Source organism: Thermocoleostomius sinensis A174, from assembly GCF_026802175.1.
Taxonomy (GTDB): Bacteria; Cyanobacteriota; Cyanobacteriia; order Elainellales; family Elainellaceae; genus Thermocoleostomius; species Thermocoleostomius sinensis.
Genome location: NZ_CP113797.1, coordinates 4,455,571 through 4,473,937, shown reverse-complemented (window position 1 = coordinate 4,473,937; position 18,367 = coordinate 4,455,571). Strand labels below are relative to the sequence as shown.

Below are 18,367 nucleotides of genomic sequence, written 5' to 3'. Positions count from 1 at the left end.
CTCCCAACTTAGGCTCGAAGGTGGCTAACATGGCGTTCATACCAGTTCATAAGAGGGGTAGAACTAATGCCATGAATGATCACAGAGATAGCCACGGTTGTATAAGTGACCCAAGCAATTAGTTCACCAGTTTGACCTTCCAAGCCTGCACCTAGCGCATAGGACAAATAATAAAGTGACCCTACCCCACGAATACCAAACCAGCCGAATAGCCACCGCCGGGCTGGATGATAGTTGGCTCCAATGGTACTAATCCAGGTTCCTAAGGGGCGAATCAAGACAATCAAGGTTCCGGCCACGAGCACAGACGGGATGGCAAATCGCAACATCGGTTCAACTCGCAATAGTGACCCAAGCAACAAAATTGTGCCTACTTCCAGCAGTTTTTCAATGCGTTCTGTAAACTCTAGCTGGCTTAGGTGTTTTTCTGGATTGCGGTAGCTGCGTTGTGCCACAATTCCAGCCACAAATACAGCCACAAATCCATAGCCATGAACCAGTTCAGTTAGAGCATAGGTCGCTAAAATAATGCCGAGGGCAACAAAATCCTCCATGAGGACATCAGCGGGTCGAAATGTCTGGAGGCGTTTATCAATCCAGACTATACCTCTGGCCACTACAATACCCATCACCAACCCAGCGGCGATCGCCCAAATTAAATCCACCGCGACCCACTGTTTCAGCCAATTCTCCCAGTTGCTATCTTCCAGGGCATGTAGACCGAAATAGACAAAGGGAAAGGCTAAGGCATCGTTGAGTCCTCCTTCCGAAGTGAGTCCGAACCGCAATTCGTCCAGATCTTCTGGATGCGTTAACTGCACTTCAGACGCCAAGACTGGATCAGTAGGGGCTAAAATAGCTCCCAAAAGGATGCCTTCTCCCCAGCCAAGCCCCAAGCCCCAATGACCCACCGCGGCGATCGCAATAATTGAAATTGGCATTAATAGCCCAATTAACCGTACAGTTGAATTCCAAGCTCCCCATCGCAACGGACGATTCATCTTCAGTCCGCAGCTAAATAGCGACACTAAAACAACAAATTCCGTTAACCGTTCCAAAAACTCAGCATCAGGACGTAGTTGGATCAAATTCAACCCATAGGGGCTTAAAAGTAAACCGACTCCTAGGTAGATCAAAGCATAGGATAACGGTAAACGCGAGATCCAGCCTGAACCAAGCGTAACGACAAGCAGGAGCAGACTGATAACCAGCAGGTTAAGAATATGAGTATCCACAAGGGTGTTATTAGGAAGCAAAAATAATTGATTGTGCGCATTTCAGCTTCTCAAGAATAAGAAGTTTACGAGATGATTCACCTCTTTCAAAGGAGATATTAACCCGGCAACTGTTGTCACGACATCTGTGCTCACTCTCAATCCCTTGCCCTCTGGGTGAGGAACTTCCGACCCGGCTCCCCTTCTCTTTTTCTGGGAGCAAGGGCTGGGGGATGAGGGAGGTCCGGAAGGCAAGAGCAAATATTGCTGGGTTAATAACTAATAGCTATCCAAAGATCACGACATGAAGACAGTTCGTTAAGCTAAACACTGTTCGCGGCTAAGCCGTTGTTCACAAATCGCTCGCTCGGTCGCAGAAAGATCTTCCATTGTTACATCGCGGCGCAGCACCATGCCATTGTGTCCTGCCAAAAAGCGCGGGAGGCGATCGAGTTCAAGCGGTTGCAGGGTTTGCATATCGTAAGTGGTGTAGGTAGTTCGATCGGGCGCGTTGAAGTGGATATCAACCACCGTTACCGTTTTGGGAGACGGCACATCACTGTCGATTAGAGGGCGTGGCCCTGACCCCAGCAAGCCTGTGTGGAGTAGTTGCAAATTGCCTTTGTGAGCCGGATAGTAGGCATGGTGGTGGCCACTGATGTAGGTGTGAACATGATGGCGTTCAAGCATTGCTCGCAGTTGATCAGCACTATTGAGAACTTCACCTGGCGCATCTCGACCCACTGCCACCGCATAAAGAGGCAAATGCCCCAATAGAATTCGCAGTTTAGCCTGTCGAGCTTGGGGGCTAGTGAGGGTAGTTTCGACCCAGTCTAGCTTTTCAGGGGGAATAGTTGCGGCAGATCCATCCCACACCATCACAAACACATCACCAAACTCAAAGGTGTAGTAAAAAGGGAATTCATCGCGATCGATAAACTGGATACCCGGATCATGGGTTGGCTCGTTCCAGTATTCCCTTGCTAAGTCTCGCTCTTGCTGAAACAAGAAACTGCCACCGCTGCTTTGAGCACCCGACGCATCATGATTGCCGATCGTAAATCCAAACGGAACGCCAGACTGCCGTAATGGAGCCGCTACATGCTGATCAAAGGCCGCCCACATAGCGCGAATTTGGTCGGAAGAAAGAGATAAATTTTGTCCAGCAATCATGTCACCACTGCACAACACTACATCGGGTTGCCACGCTGGCAGCAGAGCGATCGCCCGATCTACTTCTGGTTCATAATCGGTGGAACCATAGGCGCTGTTGAGATCGCTAATCACCACAAAGCGAACATCACCCCGAGAAGGGTTATACAATCCCTCGGTTGTATTTTCTGCCGTGTCACTAGCGGCGATCGGTTTGCTTGTTGGTAAGGGAGATACAGGAGATTGGGGTGACGGAACCGTGGATGAGGTTGAAGTCAATGTTGAGGATTGCGACACTTTGCTGGAGTTGCAGGCGTGTAGTATCAACACAAGACATAATCCACACAACAAGCTGATTAAGGTTCGAGGAGCCGATCGCCAGAAATGCATAGTGCTCTAGACCTCACCAAAACGTCGTTGACTCAACTTTGTATGGTATTACATCAGCGGCAGCAGGATTTCAAATTCAGTGCCGATCGCAATCTGTTCAGTGGAAGTTTGGCGTAAGGGCGATCGAATATGAAACTGCCCACCATGCTTGGCTGTGACAATCTGGTAACTCACGGCTAAGCTGGTCTCTGTGTCTGCCCGATTTTCAACGGAGAATGAATCCATCAGTTGCTGACGTTTTTCAGCCGACAGTCCCGGGCCGTTATCGGCAATACAAACAGACGCCCAACGAACGATCGAACTAGCAGCGGAACCGTGAGCAGAAACAGACCGGACTTGGGTCGTGATAATAATCTGTGGCTTTGAAGCAACTTCATTGGGTGATGTTGCAATCGAGTCATGACCAAAGTCTCTAGCCAGTTCTTGTCGTATTACTTGATTCAACAGAGCATTCACCGCATTGGTCAAAATGTTCATAAACACCTGGTTGAGTTGCCCGGCATAGCAACTGACGGGTGGTAAATGACCATAGCGTTTAACAATCTCAATTTCACCCAATAGGCGGCTCTTGAGCAGTAGCACAATACCGTCCAAATGCTCGTGCAAATCAGCGGGTTTTGGATACACATCATCAATATGACAAAAATTCTGCAAACTCGTTGCCAGTTTCCTCAGCCGCTCGGCCCCAGTGCGAATGCTGGCGATCGTTTGCGGAATGTCGTGGCGCAAATAATCCAGTTCGATTTCGTGATGTAACGTTTGAATCGTGGGTGGCAATTCGGAAAATTCTTGCTCGTAGGTGCTAACAAGCTGCATGATTTGGTTTGTGTAGGCAGAAAGGTGCACCAAATTTCCCCAAATAAAGCTAACGGGGTCTAGAATTTCGTGCGCTACTCCGTCTACCAATCGGCCGAGGCTGGCCATCTTTTCAGACTGAATCATTTGCATTTGCGATCGTTCATACCGCACTTGAGTTTCAATACCGCGAATTTGCCAGTAAGCGATATTCAGTTCGTGAATATCCAGTAAGTAATAGTGGGGGAACTCATTCACAGAGTTCTTCATCACAACAATTGGCTCACTTTGATGCAGAAGCGATCGTCGCAGTGCTAACTGTGCCGCCACCAAAATGGATGTGTGCTCTGGCAATACTAGGCGATAGGTAGGAACATACCTGTGCAACACAGACATTGGCTGGGAAATGAATAACTCTCCTTGTGGGCGAATTAGAAACTCTAGTAGTTGCGTTCGTGACACCATGCCCAAAAATTGACCGCATTCATGCAACACAACTCCTGGCAACGCAGAATAGCGCTCAAACACCTGAAGAACTTCCATGCCAGTATAGTGCGGTTCAATTTGGAAGTGATAAAGTCGCAAGTCTGCCAACGTGGACTCTAATCTTAATTCTGGCTGACCCACTTCAGACACCGATGGCATTGGTAGGGGAGCATGAGATTGTTTGGCAGGTGGCATGGGCATGATGGGTAAAAACGAATCCACAGGTTGAACGCTCTGGGATAACTATATTGGGATGACTACCTTGTTAGAGTGCCCATGAATTCAGAAGGGCGATCGTTTCCTGTCAAAATTTGGGAATTCTATGTAGCAATTCGCTGTTTTTCATTTAGACCTTTCCCATGTACTTACACTAGGTTTTCTGCAACTAATGCAAGATTTTTTTACTTTGGGGGTATATTTTCTCGAGAGCAATTTTTCTTCTGCTTCAACATAATTGTTCTAAATTTTTTAAAGAATTACCATTCTAAGCTCTCCTTAGTTGAGATAGATTGATTCAATTTTCTATGTCTTTAAGCCTTCTGTAGCCCTCCATGCATTTGCTATGAACTCTCCTATCTCTAGGCTGATTTTTGTTGATGCTAATCTTGATAACTATCAACATCTAATTCAAGAACATGAAAAGGATGCGCAGATTATTATTCTGTATCCTGAGACCGATGGCGTTATTCAAATTAGTCAGAGCTTAGTTCATTTCAATAATCTGAGCAGCATTCAGATTATCTCTCATGGACAAGCAGGGCATATACAGTTAGGTGCAACAACGTTAAGTGCTGGCAATCTCAGCTATTACGATACTTATCTGCGACAGTGGTCAAAGTCTCTGGCGGCTGATGCCGATCTGTTGCTATATGGCTGTGATGTGGCGGCAGGTTCAGGACAGGCTTTTGTGCAGCGGTTAGGCCAACTAACAGCAATGGATGTAGCGGCGTCGATCGATCGGACTGGCAGTACTGAGCGCGGCGGCAATTGGCATCTAGAGTACACGACGGGAGCGATCGAAACCTCACTCGCTCTATCCCCGTCTGCCGTTGCTACCTATCCCGGAACGCTCAATAGCTTCAACGTTACCAGCTACCAGGAACTATACGAGGCGATCGAGCAAGCCAACGCCACGGACGGAGATGCCATTATTCAAATTAACGGCAATGTTTTTCTGGAAGGGGCATTACCCACCATTACCAGCAATATCGAGTTTGTAGGCGATGCCACGATCAGTGGTTCTGATCTCTATCGTGTCTTTTATGTAGATGCGGGCAATGGCCGCGTGCGCTTTACTCGCCTGACAATCGCTAATGGTCTGGCGCAAGGCAGCAATGGAACCACTGGCACATCTGCCACTGGCGGCAATGGAGGGATGGGGCGAGGTGGTGGACTGCGTATCCAAAGCGGCAACGTTACGCTGGTGAATGTCACGTTCAGACATAATCAAGCGATCGGTGGGCAAGGCGGCGGCAGTTTGACGGGCACTGGTGGAAGGGGTGGCAATGGAGAAGGCGGTGCGGTTTATATCAGTGGTGGTTCGTTACGCATTAGCAGCAGCAGCTTCAAAAATAACTCGGCGGCGGCAGGGTTGGGCGGCGAAGGCCAAACGAATGGTCGGCAAGGACTGGGCAAAGGAGGAGCCATTTTTATCGATGGCGGAACGGTGATTGCTGAGCGCACTCCCACGTTTGATCAAAACACGGCTAGCCATGCCACAGGGGTTGCTGGCGATGACAATAACATCTACGGATCGCTGAATGTAGTGGTTCCGCCCAGTGTGGTGTCAATCGCCCGGGCCCAGCCTAGAGAAACGGCGGCGGATGTGGTCAGTTATGTGGTGACGTTTGATCAAGAAGTGAGCGGTGTCGATCGGACAGATTTTGAGCTTCGGCTTGGAGCCGATGCCACTATCGTCAACGCCGGAATTTTGTCGGTGTCAGGCAGCGGCAGGATTTACACCGTTGAAGTTAGTACGGGAACTGGGCGAGGCGATCTGCGCTTAGATCTAAAGGACAACGATTCAATCAAAAGCAGCAGCAGTGAAGTACCTCTAGGCGGCACAGGCACCGGAAACGGCAACAAACCCGGAGAAACCTACAACGTGGACAAAACGCCGCCAGCCGTTTTTGCGATTCATCGCAAGGGCCCCAGCCTCAGCGCCAATGATACGGTCGTGTTCAGCGTTATTTTTGACCAAGATGTCACAGGTGTTGATTTGCAGGACTTTGGTGTTGCCGTCACTGGAATTTTAGGGGCAAGTGTTACGTCTATTCAGAAGGTCAACAACAAAACCTATGATGTCACGGTAAACACAGGAACGGGCAACGGACAACTTGGGTTGACGTTAGTTGACAATGACTCGATCAGGAACAGTCGCGGGGTTGCGCTGGGTGGAACCGGAACGGGCAATGGTACTTTTCTGACGGGCGAAACCTACAGTATTGATAAAACGCCACCGAATGTAGTGTCGATCGCTGCTGCCGGAACCAATCCCACCCATGCCAGCAGTGTTGCCTACACTGTGCGATTTGATCAAGATGTCATGGGAGTGGATCTCAATGATTTCACCTTGACGACAACGGGTGTCAGAAGCGCGAGTCTGACAGCCATTCAGCAGGTCGATAGCCGTACCTATACCGTGTTGGTGAATACGGGCAGCAACGATGGCTCGATTCGTCTTGATCTGAAAGATAACGACACAGTGCGAAATCTGCTGGGTGTACCGTTGGGCGGACGCGGAGTAGATAACGGCAATTTCGCCGGACAGACTTATAACATTATCAAATTTGCGCCGATCGTCACGGGCATTAACCGAGTTCACCTCAATCCTACAGCCGCAGGTACGATCGACTACGCCGTATCATTCTCGCAGGCAGTGACGGGAGTAGACATTAGTGATTTTGCACTGAATACCGTCGGCGTCTCTGGCGCAAGTATTGCGTCGGTGACGGGTAGTGGCAGCAATTACAATGTGCGAGTTAATACCGGAACTGGCAACGGCACCCTTCAATTAAATCTGATTGATAATGACTCCATTCGCAATGGTATCAATGCCGCATTGGGTAGCACAGGACTCAATAACGGTAACTTTGTTGGACAAACCTATACCATCAATAAAACACCACCGAGAGTCATTGAAATCAATCGATTAGAAAGAAGCCCAACTAATGCCGCGATGGTTACGTTTACCGCTGTTTTTAGTGAGAATGTAAGCCGTGTCAATGCAGCAGATTTTGAATTAGTTACCAATGGTGTAACTGGTGCTAGTATTAGTTCTGTTACTCGCGTTAACAGTAAATTCTATACCATTCAAGTCAATACAGGTCGAGGAGATGGCACGATCGGCTTAAATCTCAAAGACAATGATTCCATTCTGAATTCGTTGGGAACACCGTTGGGTGGACGGGGAATTGCAAACGGAAATTTCATTGGACAAGTCTATCGCGTTGATAAAACCAATCCCATCGCCAGAATGGTTAATGTTGCTCCCAATCCTCGTCGTGATAAGGTGAACGCCCTGACGATCGAATTTGGTGAAGCGGTGAAGGGGTTTGATCTGACAGATCTACGCTTGACTCGCAATGGCCGAGCCGTCGATTTGCGCCGCGCTACTTTATCTACAGATGGTGGGATTAGCTGGACACTGGGACACATCAAAACACTCACAAATCAGAAAGGAACCTATGTTCTCTCGTTGACAGCGGGCGATAGTGGGATTACAGACGCGGCTGGCAATCCCCTCATTGCCAATCTAGCAGAACGCTGGACGAATTTAGCAACAGTCGATGCCTGCGATCCGGGCATTTTCCGCCGGGGCACCCCCGCAGCGGATGTATTAGTGGGCACGACCGATCGCGATACGTTGTTAGGCAGCGATGGTGATGATTCCCTCATTGGGTTGGACTGCGGCGATCGGTTACTGGGCGAACGCGGTCACGATCGATTGGATGGTGGACAAGGCAACGATCAGTTAATCGGCGGTGTGGGGAACGATGTGTTGATTGGCGGCATCGGAGAAGATTTTCTCAAGGGTGGACCTGGCAAGGATCGGTTTGTATTTTCTCATGCATCTTCTTTGGTAGACGGTCCCGATCGCGTCAAGGACTTCAAAGCGTTGCAGCAAGATAAGTGTCAGCTTGCTGATAACTATTTAGGTTCTAGGAGCCGTCCCCAAGGGCTATTTCATGCTGGCAAGGTCAACGGTAAGACTTTGATAAACGCAACGAAGGCAGCCTATGCCGATAAGAATCAGCGGCAAGCTGGCAGCCAGCGCTTGCAGAGCAACGAAGCCGTTTTCTTCAAGTGGAAAAATCGTACTTATTTGTCAGTGAATGACAAAAATGCAGGAATGTCGGTGAATCGTGACCTTGTGATTGATGTCACTGGTATTCAATTCAAACCGGGAGACAGCCATGCAGGGGTGCTAACAGTCAACAATTATTTCATTTAAATTTCTACACACTTTCTTATAGATTTCTTGATTGTGCTTCTAGAGATGTTAAACAAACAATCAACAACAATAAAATTACTATTTGGCTACGTTTTCTAAGGCTGTGAGATTCGACAGCGATTGTGGGCTGAACGATGCCCAACTGCATGACAAGCAGAGTATCGAACTGCAAGAATAAACAATGCTCGGTTAATTCCGTTCATCCCTTGAAATTTGATTTGTTGATAGGCTGAAAGCCAATTTGATTGCTGTATTCATGGAGTCATACTAAACCATGGAACTCACCTGGACATCTGTTTTGCTGGCCTTAGCCGGATCGCTACTGCTGACAATTTTGGTATTTGTGGGGCTGGTACTACGCGATCGAGGACGATCGGGTGTATAAATTTCTCATGGAGAGATCTTCGCTGGATTTCAGCCTTATTGTCTGACAGGGTTGTACAGACAGTTAAGGTAACAAATTCAACAAATTTATTGATTTCTCTTTCGCGTTGAGGAGATGGTGTGTGAACTGTTATTCTATGTCTTTTTGTGCTCTAACCGTCGCGAGTGTAGCGCTCGCACCGCTGGTTGTTACAGCGATGCCAATGCATCGTTCGATCGATTTAGCTCAATCGGCGGTTCAGCCTGTGGCGTCGGTTGATCCAAGCCGTCCAATTCAAATTGAGGTGCTGAACGCTGGTGGCGTGCCCATTACTTGCCGCTTGACCCAACCTCCAACCGACGATCGTCGCGTATTACCAAATAGTCGCGTTACGTTTGGGAGTACTCAAACTAGCTACTTGCCCTTACCCATCAACTTTTTAGCCTCTGCGGAACAGCAAAACATTGGACTGAGCCTCTACGTTACGGTAGAAGATAACGTAGTGCAAGTAGTGGTGGCACAAGCTCGCAGTGATATTCCTGGAAGCACAGCCATCCGCATTGATACCAGCGGCGGCGTTTATGTTTTCTAATGGTTGCTACCTCTATGTGCCCAGTCGATCGCATCATTGTTCCCCTAGACGTCTCAACCGAGGCCACTGCCCTAGAATGGCTCGATCGTCTGCCCACCGTCACCTTTTGGAAGGTAGGCTTGGAGCTATTTGTTGGTGCAGGGCCTCAGATTCTAAAGATCCTGAAACAGCGCCAAAAACGCATCTTTTTAGATCTGAAGTTTCACGACATTCCCAACACGATGGCAGGAGCATGTCGATCGGCAGCAGGCTATGGGGTAGACCTGCTAACAGTACATGCTGTTGCCGGTGAGATAGCGCTAAAGGCGGCCCAAACAGCCGCGATCGAAGGGGCAGCCGCAATCGGGATACAACCTCCCAGGGTAATTGCGATTACTCTCCTCACTAGCTTGACGGCGCGGGCCTTGGCATTTGAATTAAAGGTTCCGCTAGAACTAACCGACTATGCGCTACAAATGGCGTTGTTGGCGCAGGAAAGCGGATTGGCGGGGGCTGTCTGCTCGCCTCAAGAAGTCAAACAGTTGCGCAACAGTCTGGGGCCAGAGTTTGTGCTCGTTTGTCCAGGTGTACGGCCCAAGTGGGCCGAAACAGGCGATCAACAACGATCGCTGACACCCGCCGCTGCCCTCGAAGCCGGGGCTGATTATTTGGTGATTGGTCGCCCCATTACTGCATCACCCGATCCAGTTGCCGCGTTCGATCGCATTTGTGAGGAGTTGGGGTAGAGGTGGATGCGTGGATGAATAAATCAGTGGATGAATAAATCAGTGGATGAATAAATCAGTGGAAGGTCAGGTGAGGCGTTGGGGACGAGCGATTGGGTTAGGGTTGGTGATGGTTTTACGCTGCTCGCCTACTCTAGCCGTGCTGCCCAATCTAGAACCAATGGCCTGGCGCTCGGCTGAAGACGCTGAGTTCATCCGCCCTCCCATTGCTTGTCCTGAGCAGTTAGACACCTTGATACCGCTTCTGTTGCGGGATTTGCCCAGCTATGCCAATCGGGTCAGCCAACGCGCCTATAGCCGCGAGTTCCGCATCACTCGCAATCTTCCTGGTACGATCATTGTGGCTGGACAACCGGAATATGAGGCGATCGAATTGACTGCTCGTCAATGGCCGCAACAGGATAATACGACGCAGCAAATCTTTTTCACGACCCTCGAGCGCCAATATGTATCTAATGCAATCGTGAACTTGCAGCAGTATCACTGGTTATTTTTGACCCGAACGGCAGCAGGCTGGCAATTTGTTTTGTTGTTTTCAGCGATCGGCGATGTACCAGCCAACGAACCACCTACCCCGCCCCAGGATGCCAGTCAGGGGGTGATTGCTCAAGCGATTCGGCTGTGGCTTAGAGATTGTCAGGCTGGACGCATTACTGCCCCTTGATAAAGGCATGACAACGGATGAGAACACCAAGTAGATGCTCCTAACCACAGCAGTGAAAAATGAAAAAGGGCACAGACAAAGGGCACAATTGGATCATGCCCTTGGCATATTGCTCTTCGTAAAGATTGTGTCGGCCTATTCGAGCGACTGCAAATAGACTTCCAGGGCTGCGTTCACGATTTCACTCATGGGCTTGCCTTGCTTAATCGATGCGGCTTTTAGGCGATCGTAAACTTCGTTGCGGACACCAATGCGATGACGTGATTTCGTCATGGTGGCAGCGATGGTGGCAGCCTCAGGCGCAGTCACCTCAAGGGGGGTTACATCAAGCATCACCGCCTCAGGTACATAGGTTGTAGCAAAATTGCGCAAGGATTCAAAGCCAACTCGATGGCAGAAATCTCCAAAGCTTTCACCCGGTTGTCGCTGTTGCTTAAAGAACACAAACAACGGTTCGAGGGTTGTTTCCAAATTTTCGATCGGCATACTGTCTAAATAGGGTTCAGACAGCCGGGTTTGATTGGGATCGGCTCCAAGCCAAAGCTGATAGCAGCCTGGTTTCTGCCCTACAAAACCCAACTCAGCTAGATATGGACGCGCACAACCATTGGGACAGCCCGTCATGCGTGTCACAAAATGCTCTTGTGGCAAACCTACTTTGTCAAGCAAAAGCCGAAGGCGATTGAGAATCGCTGGAATCGCCCGTTCAGATTCTGTCACCGCCAGTCCACAGGTGGGCAGGGCCGGACAAGCCATCGCATAGCGCACCAATGGGTCAATTTCTGTCTCTTTTTGCACGCCACAGCGATCGAGAATTGCTTGAATCGCATCTTTTTGCGCTGGGTCAATCTCAGCCACAATGACATTGTGATTGGGTGTTAGGAACATCGGTAGCGAGTAGGTTTCCACAATTTCGCGCAGCGCCGTTTTCAACTGCAACGTCCCCTCGTCTTTGATGCGCCCGTTTTGCACAGAAATACCTAGAAACAGCTTGCCGTCTCCCTGCTCATGCCAACCTAAAAAGTCTTCGTACTTGAAGGGAAGGGTGGGCTGCATAGGTTGAAGGGACTTACCAAAATAGCCTTCTACAGTTTGACGGAATTTGTCTACCCCCCAATCGTGCAGTAAGTACTTCATACGAGCATGACGACGATTGTACCGATCGCCATAATCTCGCTGGGTGGCAACGATCGCCTTCACCAAATCATACACATCTGTTTTTTCCACATAGCCGATTGGGTCAGCAATGCGGGCGAAGGTTTCCTCATTGTTGTGGGTACGCCCTAAACCGCCACCTGCATAAACGTTAAAGCCTTGTAAATCCCCCTGCTCGTTGGTAATGACCACCAAGCTGACATCTTGAGAGAACAGATCGACCGAGTTATCGCCGGGCACGGTTACACAACATTTAAACTTGCGCGGCATATAGTGATTGCCATAGATCGGTTCTTCATGGTTGTGAAAAATCGTGCCATTGCCGTTGCGTCGCAGAGCCGCCATTACCTCTGGCTTGGGTTCTGCTGAAATTGCTTTTTCACCGTCTAGCCAAATTTCGTAATAAGCTCCCGTTTGCGGCGTCAACAGATCTGCAATATTGTTGGCATACTCCATTGCGTACTGGTATTCTGGGCGGTTCTTAAACGGAGCCGGAGGAGCCATCACATTTCGGTTCAGATCGCCACATGCCCCCAGTGTTGATCCCAGGTTACGAATGACTTCAGCCAACACTGTCTTCAGGTTTTTCTTTAGCACCCCATGCAGTTGAAATCCTTGACGTGTTGTCGCTCTAAGGGTGTGATTACCGTACTGATCGGCTAGGCGATCGAGCGCCAGATACAGTTGCGACGGCACATATCCTCCTGGATTGCGCGTTCGCAGCATAAACTGATAGTCTTTTTCCTGCCCTTTGACGCGATTGTCGCGGTTATCCTGTTGGTAGGAACCATGAAATTTAAGGATCTGAAGCCCATCTTCGCTGAAATGGGTGGTATCTTGCAAAATCTCGGTCGCAACAGGCTGGCGCAACTGTTGACTGCGCTCCTTGATGCCTTCAACTTTAGAGACTTTTGGGGTGGTAGGGGGAGGGGTAGGAGTAGTAACCATCACAACCTTAAGAACTAGGCAAACTGAAACAAAAAAGCAACCGACCTGCTGAAAAACACCATTTCATTTCCGGTATTTCGGTCGGAATAGGGGTAAATACTAGGAACACATTTGATTCTAGCATTGCACCCTTCACTTCAAGTGCAGCGCATCGTTAGAAAAAGTTTCGATTTGTATCTCTCTAACGGTTGCCATGCTGAAAAATTAATACAAATTAATAACGATTTCTGGTGGTGACGATCGACGACGTTCGGAATAAATTCCTGAATTTCTGTTGAAACCCGTGAGATCAGTAAATCTATCCGCCCTTTGTGATACTTACGTGAAGGTGTTTTGCACAAATGATCTGAAGGGGCGAACCAATCGATCGCCCCTCAAGCTACGATAACTCTCTAACTTTTCTAACTTTAAGATCAATTGAACCAGTAGCTAAACCTTTAATATCCAAGCATCGCGAGTATCGCTGCTAACAAACGCAGCTGGAACATAATCAATATCAACCCCTAAAGCAACAAAGGCGGCTCGGATAGCGGTGGCATGGGAGGCTTCGGTGGAACCAATACTCGCTCCAGCCGTGACTAATGCTGGAGTTTTGAGACGGGCAACTTCGCTGGCATAGGCAATGGCGGCATCGGTTTCTAGAGCTAACGCCAGTTTGGCAATGTTGACATCCGAATCAATATTGCCTTCACCGCGTTCAATATAAGCAGATAAATCATATTCATTTTCTGGTTCAACTGGCGTTTCACCCAAGCTTTCAATGACACTAGCCAACGTGTCTCGGTGGGCCATGTGGTCGGCTTGATTGCGCAATGCCAAAGCTTTGACCGCTCTGCCAACTTCGGTATCACTCAAAGCTCCAGCCGCAAATGAATAGGCCCAAATTGCCTGATGTTCATAATAGAGGGCTGTATTGAGGATTTCAGCATCGTTGGCCGCTGCATCACTGGCATGGACGGGTCGTGGTTTAAAGACAGAAGTGCCGATCGCCGTAGAAATTCCAGCTATCACTCCACCCGCAAGGACATGCCGCCGAGATAAAGACCTAGAACGACGAGAGGATGCGCCAGTGAACAGAATCGGATTATTCATCAGTGTCTCCTGTACTAATCAATGAATCATCGTTGAACTACAGGGATATACGCTGAACTCGATCGATCGGATTTGGGGTTGAATTTGTTTAAGAATTTGTTTAAAAGCATTGTTTTTGTGATGCTTAACCCGATCCAATTTAAAGACTGTTGCGTAGTTTCTAAAGAGACCTTTGAAAGACGGTAGGCTAGAGGAGATGATGGTTGTCTCGAACAATTTTCCCCAGTGCGGTTCTTTAAAGCGCATGACATCAGACTCTCCCATCCCTGAACCTGTAGATCATTTCAGCGTCACCGATCGCGACCTTGTCCAAGCCATGCGGCAAGGACAGATTGAGGCATTAGGTGTGCTTTACGATCGCTACGCCAAATTGGTTTATGGGCTGGCGCTGCGGATTCTGTCTAACACTGAAGAAGCAGAGGACGTGGCGCAGGAAGTCTTTCTATCGCTGTGGCATCGTCAAACCTATGACCCCAGTCGTGGCTCTTTAAGCAGCTTTCTCATGACCATGACCCGTTCTCGTTCCATTGATAAGTTGCGATCGCGCAACACTGGCTTTCGATTTCTGCAACGCTGGAAAGGCTTAACCCGAGAAGAGCTTTCCTCGTCTACTCCGTTGGAACAGGCATCAATCAGCGAACGATCGGAACGTGTGCGTCATGCCCTGGCCCAACTTCCCGAAGCGGAACGAGAAATCTTGCAAATTGCCTACTATGAAGGACTCAGCCAATCAGAAATTGCACAACGGTTAAATATGCCCCTTGGCACTGTCAAAACTCGATCGCGTCAAGGGTTACTCAAATTGCGAAAGATTTTGCAAGACTGTGTGTAGTAGGTGTTGCTCACGTCCGTTTTCCTTTATCCCCCATGTCCCAATGACTCATTCCTCACATCCTGAATACGGGTCTGAACAGTGGCCTGAATACTGGCAAGAGTTAATGGCAGGGTATGCCCTCGGCAATTTGAGTTCCGACGAGGCAGAGGAATTACAGCAGCTACTTAATACCCACCCCGCCCTTATAGTTGAACTCGATCGCTTTCAAGCTGTGTTGAACCTGGTTCCTTATGCCTTGCCTGACCCTAAACTGCCACCGTCGCTACGAGACAATCTGCTTGAGGCAGTCCGATCGGGAGATACGAATCACCGAGTGCATTCACCCTACAAAGCATCTTCTCGATTTTCACTTGTCCGCATGGGAGGAGCCGTGGCGGCTGTTTTGGTGCTGGCGTTGGCGATCGATAATTATCGGTTGCGGCAGACGATTCGATCGAATGATGCCATTATTGCCTCACTGCAACAGCCAAATGCTCAAGTATTTGCGCTACAGGGAACGGAAAATGCCCGTGATGCCCGTGGTCGCTTGGTGGTCGATCCAGACAATCAGAGCGCGATCGTGTTAGTACAAAACCTGCCCCCCTTGCCAACGGGTGAAGCATATCGTCTCTGGGCGCTGGCAGATGGAGACACACAACCCGTCTATTGTGGTGAATTTAATCTGCCGTCTAGCCAAAGCACCGCACAATGGAAGATGCCCACCAATGCCTGTAGCGCAAATGTCTCACAAATGCTGATCACGGCTGAATCTACAGCCGCACCGCCTGTTCCGGCAGGGCCACTAGTGCTGAGGAGTGATGGATAGCCTCACGTACTCACCCTAAATTCTTTTCCCAAAGAGCAAGGGATTCAATCCATCCGCCTTCTCTCCGTTTGGGAGCAGGAGTTGGGGGATGAGGATTAGACTGACAGCCAAAGCAAGGAGGTCGTAACGCTCGCTATTCTGCTCGCTATTTTAATTGATCGGAATTTGTGGGGGTATCGAGCTTGTCTTTCGATCGTCCGGCTCGTTGTACCGCTTCCTTTAATAGAAATTCAACCTGAGCATTGACACTGCGAAGCTCATCGGCGGCCCATTTTTCCAGCACCGCATATAACTCTGGATCAAGCCGCAGTAAAAACCGTTTCTTCTCCTTCACGTGTATAGCGTACCTGTATTGATAATGGGTTGAGTTGCACTTTCAGACACTAAAGCAACCAGTAAGTTATTCACCATGGCAGCTTTGCGCTCTTCATCAAGATCTACAACTCGTTGTTCACTCAAGCGATGTAGCGCCATCTCCACCATTCCCATCGCACCTTCCACAATTCGTTCTTTGGCAGCAATCACCGCTACGGCTTGTTGACGCCGCAGCATCGCCTGGGCAATCTCTGGTGCATAGGCCAAATGGGTAATACGGGCATCAACCACTTCCACACCCGCCACTTCTAGCCGTGTTTGCACCTCGTGTTTCAGCACATCTGCGACTTCATCGGGATTGCCGCGCAGCGATTGGGTCTCTAAGTCATAAATGTCATAGGAATAGCGGCTGGCCAGCGATCGAATCGCCGTTTCACTTTGAATCGCCACAAACTCACTGTAGCTTTCCACATCAAAAATGGCTTTGGCCGAGTCCACAACTCGCCACACCACCACGGCTGCAATTTCGATCGGGCTACCCTGAGCATCGTTGACTTTAAGTTTTTCGCTATTGAAGTTGCGCACTCGCAGGGAAATCAGGCGTTGTTGTATCAGCAGCGGCAATGTCCAATAAAACCCAGGTTCTCGCACGCTACCCACATATCGCCCCAGGAACACCAGAACTTGCGCTTGATTGGGCTGCACCAAAAAGAACCCTTGAAACAGCAAAACTGCCCCCAGCACAATGGCCACGCCAATTCCCAAGGTAGCAGGAGCCACAATGCGATCGAGCGTAACCGAACTAATGATCAAGCTTCCTCCCGTTGTCAACAGCAACACCACCAACGGAACGATACGAAAACCGCCAACGCTCCAGGCAGCCTTTTCTCGAATGGAGTTCATAGGAATGATGAAATAGATGACTTCAAAAAAGTAGCAAAATTATATTGAAGTGATATCAAAAATATTGCAAAAATTAACAAAAAATTTGTCTAGCGATGGATGAAGATCGCTCGACCTCAGTTCTCTTCTTCTCCAGATTTGATAGTCTAGCTTTATTAAGTCGTTGGAAGGAAGCAGCGTGGACATTCAAATTGGTAGGGGCAAGTCTGCCCGTAGGGCGTATGGTATTGACGAAATTGCGCTTGTACCAGGACAGCGGACCCTCGACCCATCTCTAGCAGATACTCGATGGACGATCGGCGGCATTGAACGCGAAATTCCCATCATTGCCAGTGCGATGGATGGCGTGGTGGATGTGGGAATGGCAGCAAGGCTGGCTCAATTAGGAGCCTTGGGAGTCTTGAATTTAGAAGGAATTCAAACCCGATACGATGATCCCAATCCCGTGCTCGATCGCATTGCCTCGGTGAACAAAGACGAATTTGTGCCGCTGATGCAGCAACTCTACGCTGAACCGATCAAACCAGAATTGGTGAAGCAACGCATTCGGGAAATGAAACAGCAGGGGGGCATTGCCGCCGTCAGTGCTACTCCCGTTGGGGCTGCCAAGTACGGTACGGCTGTTGCTGAAGCGGACGCCGATCTATTCTTCATTCAAGCCACTGTGGTTTCAACTGCACACCTTTCGCCAGAGTCGATTACTCCCCTCGATTTGGTGCAATTTTGCCAAGAAATGCCGATGCCAGTCGTGTTAGGCAATTGTGTGACTTATGAAGTCACGCTGAATTTGATGAAAGCTGGAGCCGCCGCTGTTTTAGTGGGAATTGGTCCGGGAGCCGCCTGCACGTCTCGTGGGGTGCTAGGCGTTGGTATTCCCCAAGCAACGGCCGTAGCCGATTGTGCGGCGGCACGGGAAGACTACTACCAAGAAACAGGCAGATATGTCCCGGTAATTGCCGATGGTGGTTTAATCACGGGTGGCGATATCTGCAAATGTATTGCCTGTGGAGCCGATGCGGTGATGATTGGATCACCGATCGCTCGAGCCGCTGAAGCACCCGGTCGCGGGTTTCACTGGGGCATGGCTACGCCTAGTCCAGTTTTGCCACGAGGTACTCGGATTCGGGTGGGAACAACGGGGACGATCGAGCAGATTTTGCGCGGCCCAGCCCAACTCGACGATGGCACGCACAACTTACTAGGAGCGTTGCAGACGAGTATGGGAACGTTAGGGGCAAAAAATATTCGCGAAATGCAACAAGTTGAAGTTGTGATTGCCCCATCGCTACTTACCGAAGGCAAGGTTTACCAGAAAGCTCAACAGTTAGGAATGGGTAAGTAAACGAGAACCTTGTCTGAAGGTCGGTAGAAGTCGCTCAAGCTTTGGCTTGTCTTCAAATAAGTTCATTGACAGCCCACGGTAAAGTAAGCGAAAAACCATAAGTGTCGTTACAATGAAGATAGCGGAGACGCATGTTT

14 protein-coding genes are annotated in these 18,367 nt (G+C 49.3%); 7 read left to right on the top strand and 7 right to left on the bottom strand.

Going from position 1 to position 18,367, the window contains the following annotated elements:
* Nucleotides 1–8: 8 nt before the first annotated feature.
* The 3 genes from OXH18_RS19305 to OXH18_RS19295 form a co-directional block, all read right to left on the bottom strand.
* On the bottom strand, nucleotides 9–1,235 hold the full coding sequence (locus OXH18_RS19305; protein WP_268609071.1) for a cation:proton antiporter: 1,227 nt from the start codon (nucleotides 1,233–1,235) through the stop codon (nucleotides 9–11).
* A gap of 297 nt (nucleotides 1,236–1,532) precedes the next feature.
* Nucleotides 1,533–2,756 (bottom strand): metallophosphoesterase family protein, encoded by a 1,224-nt coding sequence (locus OXH18_RS19300; protein WP_268609070.1) that lies wholly within the window; start codon nucleotides 2,754–2,756, stop codon nucleotides 1,533–1,535.
* Nucleotides 2,757–2,804: 48 nt separating this feature from the next.
* Nucleotides 2,805–4,232: an ATP-binding protein gene (locus OXH18_RS19295; RefSeq protein WP_390904399.1), complete on the bottom strand. Its 1,428-nt coding sequence runs from the start codon at nucleotides 4,230–4,232 to the stop codon at nucleotides 2,805–2,807.
* Between the two features lie 367 nt (nucleotides 4,233–4,599).
* Here OXH18_RS19295 and OXH18_RS19290 point away from each other — a divergent pair, with 367 nt between their 5' ends.
* From OXH18_RS19290 to OXH18_RS19275, 4 genes are all read left to right on the top strand, one after another.
* Nucleotides 4,600–8,490 carry a DUF4347 domain-containing protein gene (locus OXH18_RS19290; protein ID WP_268609066.1) on the top strand — a complete coding sequence of 1,297 codons (3,891 nt, stop codon included), beginning with the start codon at nucleotides 4,600–4,602 and terminating at the stop codon, nucleotides 8,488–8,490.
* Nucleotides 8,491–9,011: 521 nt separating this feature from the next.
* Complete coding sequence (locus OXH18_RS19285) at nucleotides 9,012–9,446, top strand: hypothetical protein (RefSeq protein WP_268609063.1); 435 nt, start codon at nucleotides 9,012–9,014, stop codon at nucleotides 9,444–9,446.
* Nucleotides 9,446–10,171 (top strand): orotidine-5'-phosphate decarboxylase, encoded by a 726-nt coding sequence (gene pyrF / locus OXH18_RS19280; RefSeq protein WP_268609061.1) that lies wholly within the window; start codon nucleotides 9,446–9,448, stop codon nucleotides 10,169–10,171. Before OXH18_RS19285 ends, pyrF begins: the two co-directional genes overlap by 1 nt.
* A gap of 46 nt (nucleotides 10,172–10,217) precedes the next feature.
* Entirely contained in the window at nucleotides 10,218–10,835 is a 618-nt protein-coding gene (locus OXH18_RS19275; protein ID WP_268609059.1) for a hypothetical protein, read from the top strand.
* A gap of 135 nt (nucleotides 10,836–10,970) precedes the next feature.
* Here OXH18_RS19275 and sir read toward each other — a convergent pair whose 3' ends face one another.
* Nucleotides 10,971–12,938 carry a sulfite reductase, ferredoxin dependent gene (sir, locus tag OXH18_RS19270; protein ID WP_268609057.1) on the bottom strand — a complete coding sequence of 656 codons (1,968 nt, stop codon included), beginning with the start codon at nucleotides 12,936–12,938 and terminating at the stop codon, nucleotides 10,971–10,973.
* A gap of 429 nt (nucleotides 12,939–13,367) precedes the next feature.
* A complete protein-coding gene (locus OXH18_RS19265; RefSeq protein ID WP_268609055.1) occupies nucleotides 13,368–14,030 on the bottom strand; it encodes a ferritin-like domain-containing protein in 663 nt (220 codons plus the stop codon).
* Nucleotides 14,031–14,274: 244 nt separating this feature from the next.
* On the opposite strand from OXH18_RS19265, the gene OXH18_RS19260 reads away from it, so the two are divergent.
* Nucleotides 14,275–14,862 (top strand): sigma-70 family RNA polymerase sigma factor, encoded by a 588-nt coding sequence (locus OXH18_RS19260; protein WP_268609053.1) that lies wholly within the window; start codon nucleotides 14,275–14,277, stop codon nucleotides 14,860–14,862.
* A 43-nt stretch (nucleotides 14,863–14,905) separates the two neighbouring features.
* Nucleotides 14,906–15,670 (top strand): anti-sigma factor, encoded by a 765-nt coding sequence (locus tag OXH18_RS19255; protein WP_268609051.1) that lies wholly within the window; start codon nucleotides 14,906–14,908, stop codon nucleotides 15,668–15,670.
* A gap of 145 nt (nucleotides 15,671–15,815) precedes the next feature.
* Here the strand turns inward: OXH18_RS19255 and OXH18_RS19250 are convergent, their stop codons facing one another.
* A complete protein-coding gene (locus tag OXH18_RS19250) occupies nucleotides 15,816–16,004 on the bottom strand; it encodes a ribbon-helix-helix domain-containing protein (RefSeq protein ID WP_268609050.1) in 189 nt (62 codons plus the stop codon).
* Nucleotides 16,001–16,888 (bottom strand): SPFH domain-containing protein, encoded by an 888-nt coding sequence (locus OXH18_RS19245; protein ID WP_268609048.1) that lies wholly within the window; start codon nucleotides 16,886–16,888, stop codon nucleotides 16,001–16,003. Before OXH18_RS19245 ends, OXH18_RS19250 begins: the two co-directional genes overlap by 4 nt.
* Nucleotides 16,889–17,066: 178 nt before the next feature.
* On the opposite strand from OXH18_RS19245, the gene OXH18_RS19240 reads away from it, so the two are divergent.
* On the top strand, nucleotides 17,067–18,230 hold the full coding sequence (locus tag OXH18_RS19240) for a GuaB3 family IMP dehydrogenase-related protein (protein ID WP_268609046.1): 1,164 nt from the start codon (nucleotides 17,067–17,069) through the stop codon (nucleotides 18,228–18,230).
* The last annotated feature ends 137 nt before the right edge of the window (nucleotides 18,231–18,367 follow it).